At 39.4% G+C, this 14,428-nt stretch carries 14 protein-coding genes; 5 read left to right on the top strand and 9 right to left on the bottom strand.

Annotated features, from left to right (window positions below):
- Positions 1-232: 232 nt before the first annotated feature.
- The 4 genes from ACUR5C_RS12765 to ACUR5C_RS12750 all read right to left on the bottom strand — a co-directional run bounded on the left by ACUR5C_RS12765 (position 233) and on the right by ACUR5C_RS12750 (position 4,623).
- Positions 233-760, bottom strand: a complete 528-nt coding sequence (locus ACUR5C_RS12765; protein WP_454465525.1) for a hypothetical protein — start codon at positions 758-760, stop codon at positions 233-235.
- Positions 761-829: 69 nt separating this feature from the next.
- Positions 830-2,158: a sensor histidine kinase gene (locus ACUR5C_RS12760; protein ID WP_454465524.1), complete on the bottom strand. Its 1,329-nt coding sequence runs from the start codon at positions 2,156-2,158 to the stop codon at positions 830-832.
- Entirely contained in the window at positions 2,155-2,823 is a 669-nt protein-coding gene (locus ACUR5C_RS12755) for a response regulator transcription factor (protein WP_454465523.1), read from the bottom strand. The genes ACUR5C_RS12760 and ACUR5C_RS12755 overlap by 4 nt, the downstream gene beginning before the upstream one ends.
- Positions 2,824-2,904: 81 nt before the next feature.
- Positions 2,905-4,623 carry an amidohydrolase gene (locus ACUR5C_RS12750; protein ID WP_454465522.1) on the bottom strand — a complete coding sequence of 573 codons (1,719 nt, stop codon included), beginning with the start codon at positions 4,621-4,623 and terminating at the stop codon, positions 2,905-2,907.
- A 161-nt stretch (positions 4,624-4,784) separates the two neighbouring features.
- Here ACUR5C_RS12750 and modA point away from each other — a divergent pair, with 161 nt between their 5' ends.
- From modA to ACUR5C_RS12730, 4 genes are all read left to right on the top strand, one after another.
- Positions 4,785-5,546, top strand: coding sequence for a molybdate ABC transporter substrate-binding protein (gene modA / locus ACUR5C_RS12745; protein ID WP_454465521.1), 762 nt, complete (start codon positions 4,785-4,787; stop codon positions 5,544-5,546).
- 62 nt (positions 5,547-5,608) lie between these two features.
- Positions 5,609-6,286 carry a molybdate ABC transporter permease subunit gene (gene modB / locus ACUR5C_RS12740; RefSeq protein WP_454465520.1) on the top strand — a complete coding sequence of 226 codons (678 nt, stop codon included), beginning with the start codon at positions 5,609-5,611 and terminating at the stop codon, positions 6,284-6,286.
- A gap of 21 nt (positions 6,287-6,307) precedes the next feature.
- Positions 6,308-7,417 carry a molybdenum ABC transporter ATP-binding protein gene (modC, locus tag ACUR5C_RS12735; RefSeq protein ID WP_454465519.1) on the top strand — a complete coding sequence of 370 codons (1,110 nt, stop codon included), beginning with the start codon at positions 6,308-6,310 and terminating at the stop codon, positions 7,415-7,417.
- 101 nt (positions 7,418-7,518) lie between these two features.
- Positions 7,519-7,842: a hypothetical protein gene (locus ACUR5C_RS12730; protein WP_454465518.1), complete on the top strand. Its 324-nt coding sequence runs from the start codon at positions 7,519-7,521 to the stop codon at positions 7,840-7,842.
- A gap of 24 nt (positions 7,843-7,866) precedes the next feature.
- Here the strand turns inward: ACUR5C_RS12730 and ACUR5C_RS12725 are convergent, their stop codons facing one another.
- Both ACUR5C_RS12725 and ACUR5C_RS12720 read right to left on the bottom strand, forming a co-directional pair.
- On the bottom strand, positions 7,867-8,292 hold the full coding sequence (locus ACUR5C_RS12725) for a response regulator (protein WP_454465517.1): 426 nt from the start codon (positions 8,290-8,292) through the stop codon (positions 7,867-7,869).
- 2 nt (positions 8,293-8,294) lie between these two features.
- Positions 8,295-10,883: a PAS domain S-box protein gene (locus ACUR5C_RS12720; protein ID WP_454465516.1), complete on the bottom strand. Its 2,589-nt coding sequence runs from the start codon at positions 10,881-10,883 to the stop codon at positions 8,295-8,297.
- A gap of 381 nt (positions 10,884-11,264) precedes the next feature.
- Between ACUR5C_RS12720 and ACUR5C_RS12715 the strand changes: the two genes are divergently transcribed.
- On the top strand, positions 11,265-11,768 hold the full coding sequence (locus tag ACUR5C_RS12715; RefSeq protein WP_454465515.1) for an Hsp20 family protein: 504 nt from the start codon (positions 11,265-11,267) through the stop codon (positions 11,766-11,768).
- 113 nt (positions 11,769-11,881) lie between these two features.
- On the opposite strand, the gene ACUR5C_RS12710 is transcribed toward ACUR5C_RS12715, so the two are convergent.
- The 3 genes from ACUR5C_RS12710 to ACUR5C_RS12700 all read right to left on the bottom strand — a co-directional run bounded on the left by ACUR5C_RS12710 (position 11,882) and on the right by ACUR5C_RS12700 (position 14,237).
- The gene (locus ACUR5C_RS12710) at positions 11,882-12,904 is read right to left on the bottom strand and encodes a succinylglutamate desuccinylase/aspartoacylase family protein (protein ID WP_454465514.1); all 1,023 of its coding nucleotides are present in this window, start codon (positions 12,902-12,904) and stop codon (positions 11,882-11,884) included.
- Positions 12,905-12,910: 6 nt separating this feature from the next.
- Positions 12,911-13,816 (bottom strand): 30S ribosomal protein S6--L-glutamate ligase, encoded by a 906-nt coding sequence (gene rimK / locus ACUR5C_RS12705; protein ID WP_454465513.1) that lies wholly within the window; start codon positions 13,814-13,816, stop codon positions 12,911-12,913.
- A gap of 142 nt (positions 13,817-13,958) precedes the next feature.
- The gene (locus tag ACUR5C_RS12700) at positions 13,959-14,237 is read right to left on the bottom strand and encodes a DUF3081 family protein (protein ID WP_454465512.1); all 279 of its coding nucleotides are present in this window, start codon (positions 14,235-14,237) and stop codon (positions 13,959-13,961) included.
- Positions 14,238-14,428: the final 191 nt, after the last annotated feature.

The following is a 14,428-nucleotide window of genomic DNA, read 5'->3' as shown; positions in this document are numbered from 1 at the left end:
GGCGAACTAGTTAGAATGCACTTTTAAGTGCGAAAAGTTATAAAGAGGTAAGGTTCGGCTTACTGCAGGTGTCTAGATTTCAACCTAGTTAATTAAGTTAGTTATTCAATTTATAAGAATATTTTATAGTACGTCTGGCTAGGTATTGGAAATTCTCGCGGAGTTTTGCAATCGAGACAATAGTAAGTTCCATACTTCAGTTTCTGATTTGCCGAGCTTTGCTCGGCATTTTTTATTGAGTTAGGTTACTTGTTAACTCTCTGGTTAATTTGGGATAAGGCCCATTGGGGTCAACCCAAATATTAATAAAATAGTCAGAGAAATCACTATCGTCTATTTCACCAATGAAACGTTCATTGTGATAAAAAAGTGTTTTTTTGGTGTTATCAATATAAAAAGTTAACTTATCCTGCTCGCGAATGTTGGGCCAAATACTTTCGAGCCGACTAAGCCATTGTGTTTGCTGGTTGGGCTCAATTTTAAACCGTTGCCATTGTTTAGCAGTTTCTGCAATAAGTTCCGAAGCTTTAATTTCTCTCTTATAGGTTAGGTTTACAACCACCGGAGTATCGCCCGGTTTATATTGACCAGATAGCGTACTTAAATTTATTTCATAAATATCCCAAAATAAAACAGAAAACTCTGACTTTCCGACTAACTGGTAGCGCGAAAAGTCAAAGGGCTCAATGGTGTTTTTGCTGTATAGCGAAGTAGCGAGCAGTAAGCTAATGACTGTCACTGTGACTTGTAAAATATGCATCGCGGGATCTCGTTAATCTACATGCTTTTACTTACGCAGTGGCTTTCGTTTTAGATCACTTATCGATTGCTAATTACTCAAGTTGTTGTTTTCTTGACAAAACTCTACGCAAACACTGAAATGCGACTTTGACTGCTGTAAATTAATATTCCAATTAAATTGCTTTACAATTTCTTGGCAAATTAGCAGGCCAAAGCCATATCCAAAGCTATATTGAGAAGTTAAATTAGTTGTTGTTTCACTGCTAAAGCTATTTTCAATTTTTAAGTAAGACTTGTTAGCGGTAATAAGTATGCATTTGTCAGCAGTGTATTGCATTGAATTTCTGATAAGGTTATCTAGTAAAATGTTAAATTTATCGGAAGTGACCAATACCCTCGCTTGTTCTGCTATTTCTAAATGAAATTGAAAGTTAGACAGAGGAAATAAATTTTTATTTTTCTTAATGGAGTTTTTAATTGCAGTAGCGAGATTAATATTGACCAATGAATGATCAGAGTCCTTTCTCCAAATTGCGAGTATCGTGGTTGATGTGCTGTCCAACTGTTGAACTGCATAGCGTATTTTGGCTAATTTTTTCGCTATATTTTCGTTTTTTTCAATATCGTCTAAAATGTCAAGTGCTGCGCTTGCGATCGCGATTGGCGTTTTTAGTTCATGACTAATGGATTGAATAACTTGCTGTTCTTTTTGAGTGATTTTAAAAAGCGCGTTTATCGCTGTAGCGAGGGAGTTGGAAAACGCGATAAATTCTTGAAATTTTAGTTTAGAGCGGCAGGGTATATTAATTTCCTTGGTTGGATAATCTGCCGTAGAAACGTCGCGGATCCATGCTTTTAAGTAATTAACTGGCCGCTGTAAAAAGTGATGTGATAAATAACCGAGAGTCAGTGCGATAACGATTGATATAAGGGTAAATAGCAGGGCAAGTTCATATATACTAAGGCCCGGTAAATTTTTCTCTTGTTCAAGGTTAAAGCGGTGAATAACAAATACTGTGTTGCTTTGTAAACTTGACTTTAAGTTGTTAGGTATAATGGGGTACGTGAGTAAGTACTCAAAATATTTTTCGCTTTCAAAATAACTAACGACGGGCTCGCTATCGGCTATTTTAACTTGGTCAACGTATTGTAAAGGTAAATTTTCAAACCCTAAATAAAACTTCACAAATTCATCATTGGCGGGCGCTTGTTTATTGTTGATTAGTTGTTCAATATAGTACTCTGCATCCATTACAAGGTAGTGTTCGGAAGCATCATCGAGTCCCCAGCGGTAAACTTTTTGTAGCGCAAAGGAAAATAATAAGCTAATTAACATACTTATTAGTAGCGAGTAATAAACAATATATTGTTTTATGGTTGGCTCTTGTCCAGTTAATTTTGCAATTAAAAAAGTCACTTTTCTGGCTCGTACATTGCTATTCCTACACCTCGCACAGTGTGAATAATGGGTTTGCTAATATAAGGGGTTATTGCTTTTCTTAAACGATAGATAAGCATTTTATAGGCTTCTGGTGTGACGAGTTGTTGAGGCCAGATATGCTGTTCGATTAAATGCTTCTTTACTGGGTGCGGCGAGTGCCTAGATAAATAATGGATTAGTTTAAACTCGTCGGGGGTTAACTTAATCGTCTTTGAGCCTGCGCTTACCTGATGTTGCTTTACGTCGATTAATAGGCCGCCAATTGTAAATGTTGAACAAAATTTATTTGGGACAGAAATGACTTCTAACCTTGCGACTAGCTCTGCAAGTGAAAAAGGCTTAACTAAATAGTCATTAGCGCCACTCTCAAAACCTTGGAGCTTATTTTCTAAGCTATCACGAGCAGTTAGCATAATGCACGGTGATGAAACTCCCTGTTGCCTCATTCTTTGGCAAACTTCAATGCCATTAATAATCGGTAGATTTAAATCCAATATAATCGCTTGATAGTGATTACTTAATATTAAATCTAAAGCAATCTTCCCATTAGCGGCATAATCGACTTCGTAGCCTTTAGCAGTTAAATACTCCATGACTAATTCAGCTAAATGGCTATCATCCTCTACTAGTAGTATATGCATTTCTCATTGCCCACAAATATTAACTTTGCGCAGAGAACACTTTATTTTCGCATTTTAAAGTGTTCTCACCGCATTGACTTATTACTGCTGAAATATAATCTTGCCATCGAGTATAGTTGTTAATACCTTGGTTTGTCCTATTTGTGTTGTTGGAATACTAAATAAGTTTTGGTCAAGAATGATAATATCTGCAAATTTTCCGACCTCTAATGAGCCTGTTTTTTGCTCTTGTCGCATCACGTAAGCGCCATTTATGGTGTAAGCTTTTATTGCGGTAGCTAGGTCAGGCAAGCTTTGTACACCACGATTTAGAGCGTTTTGCATACCAATAAAAGGTGAAAGTGAACTTACATCCCAGTCACTACTTAAGGTGATGTTCGCTCCACTTTCATATAGCTCACCGAGTGGCAACATCTGATAGGCTCTATTACCTATTAGAGGTTCCATCCAGTGTGCATTTTCAGGATGAGTAAACTCACCTGCAACTTGAAAGTCTGCGGTTACATTTAATGCATTAAAGCGTAATTTATCTTGCTCATCGACCATTTCTACGTGGGTGATTTTATGCCTTCCTAAAGGAGATGTTTTTTGAGAAAACTCTATGGCGTCAAGTGACTCCTTAACCCCTCGATCACCGATGGCGTGAATGTGCATATCGAACCCTGCTTGCGCTAGCTCTTGTGTGTATCGCGCTAATTTGTCCGCACTAAAATAATTTATACCATAGGCTGGTACTTCCTTTAAGTGGCTATCGTACGGATGAATGAGAGCGGCAGTAGTGTTGTGCAATATACCGTCGCTGTAAAATTTTATTTGGTTGATATTGAGCAAACTATCAGGCGAATATGAGTACATTGACTTTAATTGAGCTAGCTGCTGGTCGTCATTCATATTAGGGTAAGCCCATAAACTTAAAACCGTTCGTGCCGTTAGTTTTTCTTGCTGTAGTGCTTTTTTCCAAACATCTAGGTAGCCGCGCTTCCAATAAACACGAGCGTCAACAATTGAGGTAATGCCATTTTTAGCGACTTGACTGAGTCCATACAAAAGTCCTTCGTAATGGCTCTCAAGAAGTTCAGGCGTTGGCGTATAGGCGAGGTCGAATATTAAATCACCAGCGGCATCAAGTAATATTCCATTTGGATTGCCTTGCTCATTTTTCACGATAATTCCGCCAATGGGTTGCGGTGTTGTTGCATCAATTTTTGCCAAAGCAAGGGCTGCGCTATTCACCCAAACAGAGTGAGATGTTGCTTCCATAATCGCTATCGGCTTTTGACTCTCGATTTCATCTAAAATAGCTCTAGGTGACTGTTGGGAATCTAATAATGTTGTTAGGCTATGCCCCCAGCCTAGAAGCCAGCTGTCATTATTCTGATTGTTTACACAATCGCTAATTTTGCTTTTAAGTAGGTTGAGTGAGTCGTTATTTCCCAATATACATGTAACACGTTGCGAACCCGCCTCAAGCGGGTGTAAATGCGTATCATGAATCCCAGGCATGGCCATTTTGCCTTTAAGGTCGATAACTTGAGTGCTATCATCAATTAATGCTGTCGCTTCATCATCAGTGCCAACAAAAATAATCTTGTTGTTTTCGACCACGATGGCTTCGGCCCATGGTAAATCTGAATTGACGGTGTATATATTACCGTTTATCAGTGCCAGTTTAGATGTTGTGTTTTTATTGAGTGTTTGGCTCTGAGCCGGCTCTAGTGCTTCAAGTGATGGCGTTTTGCAGGCACTGAGGCTCACAATAGTTATTAGTGAAAGAATTAAATGGCGGGTTAATTTAGGCATAGTAAGCTCCATAATTTTTGTGTTGCATAACTATAGCGAGGCTAAGGTAACAGAAAGGTAACGGCACGGTTAAGTTCAAAATATAATGCAGAAATAAAATCATTTTTATGAGTTTAGCTACTTTATTGCGCTTTTGATTACAAATTAGGAACTGTTGGTTGATGAGAGTAAAAAGACACTGTCTACTTTTTGCCTGTTGCATTATTTTTTCACTCAGTGGTCGCACCGCAGAGTTAAAAGTTGCAGTTGCAAGTAACTTTATCAATACTGCAGAAGCTTTGGTTGAAGCCTATCACCAGCGAACAGGTCAATCCGTTGTTCTTGTACCAGGCTCTTCAGGAAAGCTTTATGCCCAGATTAGTCATGGCGCTCCCTTTGACTTATTTTTATCTGCTGACTCAGAAAAGCCAGCCGCGCTAATAAACCTTGGTCTAGCTGAGCCAAATTCATTGTTTATTTATGCGATTGGCAGGCTGGCATTATGGTCCACCGAGCCGCAATATATTCCAGTAACTGGACTTACCCTACACTCCAATTTCGAGGGTAAAATCGTTATAGCAAACCCAAACTTAGCACCCTACGGCGTGGCAGCACAGCAGGTGTTAGAGAAGCTTGGCGCTTTCACGAGCTTACAAAACGCGTTAATTAGAGTAGAAAATGTCGGGCAGGCGTTTTGGATTGTAAATACAGGTAATGCGAGTTTAGGCTTTGTGGCTTGGTCTCAGTTGTTGCAACAAGAGCAATCACCGCAACACTACTGGCTTGTGCCTGAAACTATGCATGACCCAATCAATCAACAAGCCGTTGTGATAAGCGCCAGCCGTAATAGAGCACAGGCACAAGACTTTGCGAATTTTATTCAATCAAAGTATTCTCGAGAGTTGATAATCAGTCATGGGTATGGGTTAGAATCAAACCACTAAATTAATATTCAGCAGCATATAATCAACATGATTTGTATGAGTGCACTTAGGATTAAATAAATATGTACATTGATGTTTGGCAAGCTGTATTGGTGACTTTAAAGCTAGCGACCTTAGTGACTCTTATATTGCTTGTATTATGCACGCCAGCTGCTTGGTGGCTTGCACATACTCGCGCCAAGATAAAGCCAGTGGTGCTAGCCTTAGTCGCTATGCCATTAATATTACCGCCGACCGTTCTAGGCTTTTATTTATTAATGCTGTTAGGGCCGCAAGGACCAATAGGTGAAGTCTTTCAATTTTTTGGTTGGTCGACTTTGCCTTTCTCGTTTGCTGGTTTAGTGGTAGCGTCAATCTTCTATTCTTTACCATTTGTAATGCAACCTATTTATAATGCATTTTGTCATATGGGTAGTCGCCCATTGGAAGTAGCGGCGACCTTAGGTGCTGGTCCGGTCGATCGTTTTTTTAGCGTCGCTTTACCGTTAGCTAAGCCAGGTTTTATTGCCGCTAGTATTTTAGGTTTTTCCCACACCGTTGGTGAGTTTGGTGTTGTGCTTATGATTGGCGGCAATATTCCAGGCGAAACTCAGGTTCTATCGGTTTTGTTATACGAGCAAGTAGAAAGCCTAAATTATGCCAAAGCTCATTATATTGCCGCGGGTCTAATTGGCTTTGCTTTGTTGACTTTAGTTTTACTATTTTCAGTCAATTTAAACGCTTTTAAATTGAATAAATAGCGCAAGTAGAAGGAGAGGTAAATGGGTCAATCAGTTTCTACAGCTACTGTTCAATCTAGCGGGCTAAGGTTAAATTTTGAAGTTAAACGCGAAAGCTTTCAGCTGAGTCTTAAAACTGAAATAACGCATTCCGGCATCACCGCTTTGTTTGGGCCGTCCGGTAGCGGTAAAACCACTATTTTGCGAGCAATTGCGGGGCTTGAACCTAGCGTTAAAGGTGAAGTGATTTTTAATGATGAAGTTTGGCTAAACGCCAAAGTTAACTGCCCTGTTGAGCAAAGGCGAGTTGCTTTGGTGTTTCAAGATTCTGCTTTGTTGCCACACTTAAATGTAAAAAAGAACCTTAAGTATGCGATTAAACGCGCTGATTTGAATAACCCAGTTATTGACTTTAAGAGCGCGCTCGAACTATTTAATTTAGAATCGCTTCTTAACCAATTTCCGTCGCAACTGTCCGGTGGCGAGCAACAAAGGGTCGCTATCGCAAGCGCATTATTAACCAATCCTCGCTTAATTATCATGGATGAGCCACTAGCTTCACTTGATAATAAAATTAAATGCGAAATCATCCCTTATTTAAAAAAGTTAAAAAAAAACATTCAAGTACCAATAATCTATGTAAGTCACTCAATTGATGAGGTAGCGCAATTAGCCGATCAAATTTTGTTTATTGAAAATGGCCAATTGATTAAACAAGGTGACGCGGTTGATTTGTTTTCTCAAGCGCAGTTACCTAACAGCTTTAACCTAGATAGAGTTTCTATTATAAAGGCAAAAGTTGATAAAATTGATACTAAGTGGAACCTAATTAAAGTGAGTTTTAGTAAGCAACATTTATGGTTAAAACAGAGCATGGAGCATAAGGTTGGCGATGCTATAAAAGTTATTGTGCATTCTCAAGACGTTAGTATTAGTTTAAATAAACCCGAAAATACCAGTGTCCTAAATTGCTTGCCCGCTGAAATTATTGAAATGACTTACGCGCAACAAACTGGCATGGAAAATATTAGACTCGCGATTGGTTCAACTAAAATATTAGCCACAATCAGCGCAAAATCTCGCCATGAACTAAAACTTGAGCGGCATAAAAAAGTTTGGGTTCAATTTAAAGCTGCAGCACTTATTGAGTAGCTAGACCCTATAAGTTAGTTTAAAATAGATAAAGAAATTTAAATAAAGTCGTTTTATTTAAATTGTGGGGGCTAAACTAAAACTTTTTGACTGGAGCGTTTATGTTGGCAAAGCCTTGTCCTTGGTGCACCCAAAGCATTAAAGTAAATCAGCTGGGCTCACGTCCTATAAAAAGTGACTACCGTTGGTATCAATTCTCTCGGGTTGAGAAAGTCTGTCCCTACTGTGCAAAGCCAGTAAAATTAGCAGGCAGCTTAGCGACTCAATTTGTTGGGTTAATTATCCCTTTATTTTTAACGGTATTATCTGAGTTATTATTTGGATTCCAACCGGCTAAATACGGGTATTTAAGCGAAACAATTTGGACTCTCGCAGGTATTGGCTTGCTCGGATTTATTTGGTTTTCAAAATTTGAAAAGTGCTAGCCACACCTCTTTAAGCTGCTCGTTTTATGCAAGCTGAGGGCCGTTAATTTCTTCACAAATTTCTTGAATTAATTCGACTGTCTCTATATAAGTTCCCGGTTTCGTTTTTACCGAATGCGCGCCTAACTCTTTTGCTTCTAATGCATCTGTAGACGAGGTTGAAGTGGTGTAGACTACCACCGGTATGTCGGCATGTTTAGGATTGGATTTTAGTGACTTTAAAACCTGCATTCCGTCTAAAATAGGCATGTTTAAATCAAGTAAGATCAAACTGGGCAAATTTTCTTGGTGGTTAAATTGCTCTTCAGAAAGAAGCTCTAATAGTTCTACCCCCGAACTAAGGGTGCGAAAGTCAATATTTAGCTCAACCCGGCGAATAGCACGCTTTATTAAGTACTGATCATCAGGGTCATCATCTATAAAAAGGACTAATAGTGGCCGGTCTAACATAGCTAACTCTTCTCTAATGGTATGGTAATTTTAAATAGCGCGCCTTGGTTAACTGAACTGCTCGCGCTAATACTTCCGCCGTGCATGTTAATTATCTTTTGACATATTGAAAGCCCCATTCCGTGTCCGGGATGCGAGCGACCAACAAGTCGTTTGAAGGGCTTAAAAATCTCTTCGGCATATTCATTTTTAAACCCTAAGCCATTGTCTTGTACATAAATTAACGCCATTTCTGCTTCTTCAATTGCACCAATTTGAATCATTATTGGCTTATCCGGATGTGAGTAACGAATGCTATTAATAAACAGGTTGCTCAAAACCAGCTCAAAGCTTGGTAAATCAATGTGTAGCGGTAAATCTTGCTCAACAATAATTTTAGCTTTGCTTTCATCTAATATAGTTGAAATGTCATCTTTTGCAATTTTCGTTACTTCTGAAAGTAAATGGACGCTTTTTTTCAGCTTTTGTGACGAAAATCGCGATAACTGTAATAAACTATTGATCATTTCGCGCATTCGTTGCGCAGATTGACTAATTCTATCAAGTTCATACAGAGCGCTTTCATCATCAAGCTTGCCTTTAAGTCGCTGGGTAAGGCTGTCGGAAAATGCACTAATCTTGCGCAGCGGCTCTTGCATATCATGCGATGCGGAGTAAGCGAACCTTTCTAGCGACTCGTTAGACTCTGCTAACGAGTTTTCGATTTTTTTACGTTTGCTGATGTCTTCAACAACTGAAATGAAATGGCTGTTTTCTCCATTATTCATACGCACAATTGAAACGGTTAAATTAGCCCAAATCACTTTTCCGTCGCTTCTAATATAACGCTTTTCCATTGTGTAGTTATCACTTTCGCCTGCAATCAAGGCGTTCATTAGTTCTAGGTCGGCATTGAGATCGTCGGGGTGGGTAATTTGCTGAAATGTGGTCGCAATCATTTCTTGCTCTGTGTACAGAAGAATTTCACAGAGCTTTTTGTTTACTTTTAGCCAATTGCCTTGTAAAGAAACGTGAGCTATCCCTACGGCAGCTAATTGAAAGGTCGTTGAAAAGTCGAGCATTAAACTTCTTACTTCATCTTCTCGGTTTTTTAGCTCAGAAATATCAAAAAAAGTACCAATAATCTCTTTTACATTACCTTTACTGTCATATGAGTAAACCGAGTCTTTAGACAAACACCAAATCCAATAATTATCTTTATGTTTAAACCGATACTCAATTGCCGAACTAGCGCGCTTTTTAGGATCACTAAGGGCGCTAAGATGCGCTTCAACTTTCTCAAGATCATCTGGATGAAAAAGTGATAGCAGACTGCCATCGTTAGAGAGTGTTGTTAGCTCTTCTAAGGTAAACCCTGTGATCTCAGTGTAACGGTTGTTGATAAACACATTTTTTTGTTGGCCAATATCATAAATATAGATCCCACATAAGGACTTATCGATAACGGCCTCTAGAAACTGCGATTTACCCGCTAAAGTTTGCTCTAGCCGCTTAACTTTATCTATATCAGACAGTGTACCGGATGTTAGCAGTGGCGCTTTATTTTTGTCGCACACTGTGTCGCCACGTAAGTGCAACCAACGATAGTGGTTGGCGGAATCTTTTCCTCTGTAAATTATATCTAGCGGAATACTGTGAGAGCTATGCTCCTTAAGTTTCATTTTAATTAACTCTAAATCATCCGGGTGAATATGTTCCCACCAATATTTTAGTGCAGGCTCTACTCCCTCGGGATGGTTAGTAAGCGTTTTACAGGCTAAATTGCACCAAATTTGTTCGGTTTTGGGATTCCACTCCCATATGCCGTCGTTGGATGCATCAATCGCTCGCCTAAGCCGGTTAGAAAGTTCAAAGTGAAGCTTTTGGTCATCAAGTGTTCGGTCAACTTGTTTAATAGTCGCTACTGCGTATTGATTGTTGTTATCGACAACCGTTGCAAGCGCTATGTGCAAGTGAACTTCGTCACCATCTTGTGTTAATCCCGCGACAATTCGCTCTGTACCGGTATCTTTGTGTTGTTTTGGTTCTTTAAAAAAATTTTCCATTAATAGATCGTGGTGCGAAGCTTTGTCGCTAGCAAGCAGTATTCTGAGCGGTGAATTAACTAGTTGATCTTTAGAGTAGCCAAAAACATCACACACAACTTGATTACAAGAGACGATTTGTAAGTCTTTATCGACCACTAAAATACCACTTTCTAAAGTATCTAAAATAAGCGGTGAAAGCTCCTTGGTGGGGGCTAGATAGGGGACGTTTAGTGTTGCACTGCTATAAGCTAACTGCTGATTGGCCTGTCGCTTTACCGGCCGCAACGTTTTCCAAAGAGCAAAGCTCAGCGCTAATAATGCAGCGCCCAAGCCAAGCTTTACCAACAATGCAAGAACTTTGCTCTCACTCCAAAAGCCTAGGTAAAGGAGAACTTGTAACGATAAAGAAACAAGCACTAAAGCGCTAAAAAACTTAGCTCTAACCGGACTTATTTGTAGACTAATTGCGGTTGAAAACTTAAAACAAACCCACACTAGAAGCAAAGTAGTGAGATAGATTAAAGAGTCGACCAAGTCTTGGACCCCAATAATGTCGCTAGTCATTTATGCGTTACCTTTAGCGGTAAAATAAGCCATATTTTTTGATTAGCTCAACCCTACGATATGACAATCCATTAATCTTATGGTTTAACCGTTGATCTAATACCCAAAATTTAATTAAAACAACTTAACAGTGCGGGTGATAACAACTAAATATCGCATAGTATAGATATGGCATCGTTTTTAATTTTATTCTTTTTAGTTTAGTACAGATATTCCCATATTGCCCTAATCAACTAAAATTCAACCAGGTAAATTTTTAATACTTTGCTCTTGAAAAAATACCCGCTAATCGCTATTTAACTACTTAAGTAGCTTGCTATGCTTGCGGCTACTTGATTGAACTTAAATTATTTGTAAATTGCTTTTTTAGGAGAGTAAATTATGAACACAATTAGTTTTACACCTGTATTTAAAAGTTCAAACAACTATGAGCGATTAACTAGCCTGTTAGACACTATGCTAAGTGCTGAGCAGTCTCAGCGGCGCTTTCCAGATTATGATATTGCGGTACTAGACGAAAACCAGTATGCCATTAGCTTAGCCGTTGTAGGCTTTGAGCGTGACGAGCTAACAATTCAAGAAGAAAATGGTGTGTTGGCCATTCAAGGTAATACCCAAAAATCAGAAACCGAATCGGAATACTTACATCAAGGAATTACTAAAGGCGACTTTGAATGTAAGTTTAACTTACCTGAGTATGTTGAAGTCAAAAGCGCTAATTTACGTAATGGTATTTTAACTATTCAGCTAGTCAAAGAAGTACCAGACTCAATGCAGCCTAGAACTATTCAAATTGGTGAAACAGATAATGTGATTAAATCAATTGGGTCAGATGGCAATAAGGCAGAAGCTCAGGCAGAAAAGGAGAAAACTAAAGCAGCCTAAAAAGTTTAACAACCTTAACTCAACAGGTTGTTGCTATTATTTAACTAAGCTGCTGGCCAAAGTTTCTGGCTAGCAGCTTAGGTTTAAGCGATTAAAACATTAAACTTTACTTTCTACGCGTGTGGAAGCGGCTCCGGATGCAGTGCGTCTTGCAAAATTTCAATATGCTCAGCTACTTCATCATCGTCGTCCTTAAAGTAAGCAATATGAAACATGGCATCGCCTTCTTGAACTAGTGGGATGTTTTGTTTACCTATGATAATTCCAGCTCGGTTGGCTTTTACTACCGTTAAAACCTCTCCAAAAGGACTGCCTATTTCCGCGAGAGCTTCGCCTTTTTTTACTTGGTCGCCTAAGTGCTTTAAGTTATGAACAATACCGCTACTACTGGCTCTGCACCAAGCGCTGTTATAAGCAATAAAAGGGTTCACTAGTTTCTTTTTAGGGCGAGCTTTAGTTAAGCCTAAGTGAGCCAACACATTCACTATGCCTTTTAAACCAACTCGAATAGATAGCTCGTTAAACCTAAGCGCTTCGCCTGCTTCATAAAGAAGAATTTTTGTTCCTGACTCTACTGCTTCCTGCCGGAGGGAGCCATCCCTTAAATTAGAATTAACTAAAACTGGAACCCCAAAAGCTTCGGCCATTGCTAAAGTTTCTGGATCATCTAAGTCTGCTCTTATTTGAGGCAAGTTAGAACGATGTACGGCTCCTGTATGCAAATCGATGCCGTACTGGCATTGCTTAACAATTTCATTTAAAAACTTAAACGCAACTCGACCGGCCAAAGAACCCTTTTCAGAACCAGGAAAGCAGCGGTTTAAATCTCTTCTGTCTGGCATATAGCGAGATTGATTGAGCACTCCATAAACATTAACCATGGGAACTAAAATTAAGGTACCGTAACTGATACGTAAGCTTTTTTTCCGGATCAAGCGGCGAATAATTTCAATGCCATTTAGTTCGTCTCCATGCACCGCGGCACTAACAAAAACGGTAGGTCCGTCCTTTCGGCCGCGAATGACATGTACTGGCATTGAAATGTCAGTGTCGGTATAAAGTTTAGCAACCGGAACTTCAAGCTCTAGTGTTTCGCCACGTGCAATTTTGTGACCACCAATGGTAATCGTATCCATTATGTTTTAGCCCTGACCTTTAGTTTTCGTTTTGTTGGGTTTTGCATTTTTTTCAATAAACTCACAAATCATACCTGCGACATCTTTACCGGTTGATTTTTCAATTCCTTCAAGCCCTGGAGAGGAGTTAACTTCCATTACTACAGGCCCGTTGTTAGATTGTAAAATATCAACTCCACAGACATTTAGCCCCATAATTTTTGCCGCATTAACTGCGGTTGCTCGCTCTTCTTTGGTAAGCTTTATTAGTGTCGCTGAGCCGCCTCGGTGTAAGTTTGAGCGGAATTCGCCTTCTGCGCCTTTGCGTTTCATTGCTGCGACCACTTTACCGCCAACCACTAAGCATCGAATATCAGCTCCGTCGGCTTCTTCAATAAACTCTTGTACTAAAATATTGGTTTGCAGCCCCATAAAAGCTTCTATAATGCTTTCTGCCGCCCGGTCAGTATCGGCCAAAACCACGCCAATACCCTGGGTTCCTTCAAGTAGCTTTATAACTAGGGGTGCGCCACCCACATTTTTAATTAAATCTTTTACATCGTCCGGCTTATTGGCAAAGCCTGTGCGTGGTAAGCCGACTCCTTTACGTGACAGTAACTGTAAAGATCGTAACTTATCTCGAGAGCGACTGATGGCAACAGATTCGTTGACACAAAAAGTTCCCATCATTTCAAACTGTCGAACAATTGCCGTGCCGTAAAAGGTCACTGATGCACCGATTCTTGGAATAACCGCGTCGTATTTTGGTAAGCGCTCGCCTTTATAACGAACGTTAGGGTTGCTGCGGGTGATATCCATATAGCAGTGCAGCGTGTCGATAATGTCAACTGTGTGGCCGCGAGCCTCGCAAGCTTCTTTAAGCCTTTTAGTTGAATAAAGCTTTTTATTTCGAGAAAGAATTGCAATTCTCATTAGATATCCTTGGTTAAAGTGAGTTGAACTTTCATTGGGGAATTATGGCAGCTAATTTAGCAGACTGCTATTTTACTTTATTAAAAACGGCTTTTTTATATAAGTGGTCGGTTTAGAGTGCGCAAAGATTAAAAGTGATGTTTTAATCATGAGTCTGTTTTACGCCCTTTAGGCTCGCTACGGCGTCAATTTTAGCTAAAAATGCTTGCTGAGAAACCGCTGAGGTTGCATTCAGTTTATAGTGGTTGTGGAAAAATATTTGTAAATTCGCATAGTCATCAAAAATACAAATATCATAGCCATCAAAGCTGTGTGCCGCGATAAGACCTTTGTAATGAAAACCGTCAGACTGTTTATCACCACAATCGACAATGGTTTGATAAGCTCTAAGCGATTGTTTTATATCAACATTTGCGTCCACAAAGAGCCTCCTATTTAATTTGAATTCTGAGTATCCACTCTAGCACTAAAAAGTAGCCATTCACAACGACTTGTACTAAATCAATTAGCGAAGCTCAGACGGTAACAATTTCTTACTTTTAATTCGAACAACTAACGTCCACAAGCAGGCTTTTAGGCTAGTTGCGGCTTTCGAAGGTTCATTGATATTTG

The organism is Aliikangiella aequoris, assembly GCF_053709105.1.
This window is presented reverse-complemented; position numbering and strand designations above follow the sequence as displayed.

Bases quoted from the DNA above. Each gene is read 5' to 3' on its own strand.
- ACUR5C_RS12765 (WP_454465525.1), bottom strand. From the start codon at position 760: ATGCATATTTTACAAGTCACAGTGACAGTCATTAGCTTACTGCTCGCT.
- ACUR5C_RS12755 (WP_454465523.1), bottom strand. From the start codon at position 2,823: ATGCATATACTACTAGTAGAGGATGATAGCCATTTAGCTGAATTAGTC.
- ACUR5C_RS12750 (WP_454465522.1), bottom strand. From the start codon at position 4,623: ATGCCTAAATTAACCCGCCATTTAATTCTTTCACTAATAACTATTGTG.
- modA (WP_454465521.1), top strand. From the start codon at position 4,785: ATGAGAGTAAAAAGACACTGTCTACTTTTTGCCTGTTGCATTATTTTT.
- modB (WP_454465520.1), top strand. From the start codon at position 5,609: ATGTACATTGATGTTTGGCAAGCTGTATTGGTGACTTTAAAGCTAGCG.
- modC (WP_454465519.1), top strand. From the start codon at position 6,308: ATGGGTCAATCAGTTTCTACAGCTACTGTTCAATCTAGCGGGCTAAGG.
- ACUR5C_RS12730 (WP_454465518.1), top strand. From the start codon at position 7,519: ATGTTGGCAAAGCCTTGTCCTTGGTGCACCCAAAGCATTAAAGTAAAT.
- ACUR5C_RS12725 (WP_454465517.1), bottom strand. From the start codon at position 8,292: ATGTTAGACCGGCCACTATTAGTCCTTTTTATAGATGATGACCCTGAT.
- ACUR5C_RS12720 (WP_454465516.1), bottom strand. From the start codon at position 10,883: ATGACTAGCGACATTATTGGGGTCCAAGACTTGGTCGACTCTTTAATC.
- ACUR5C_RS12715 (WP_454465515.1), top strand. From the start codon at position 11,265: ATGAACACAATTAGTTTTACACCTGTATTTAAAAGTTCAAACAACTAT.
- ACUR5C_RS12710 (WP_454465514.1), bottom strand. From the start codon at position 12,904: ATGGATACGATTACCATTGGTGGTCACAAAATTGCACGTGGCGAAACA.
- rimK (WP_454465513.1), bottom strand. From the start codon at position 13,816: ATGAGAATTGCAATTCTTTCTCGAAATAAAAAGCTTTATTCAACTAAA.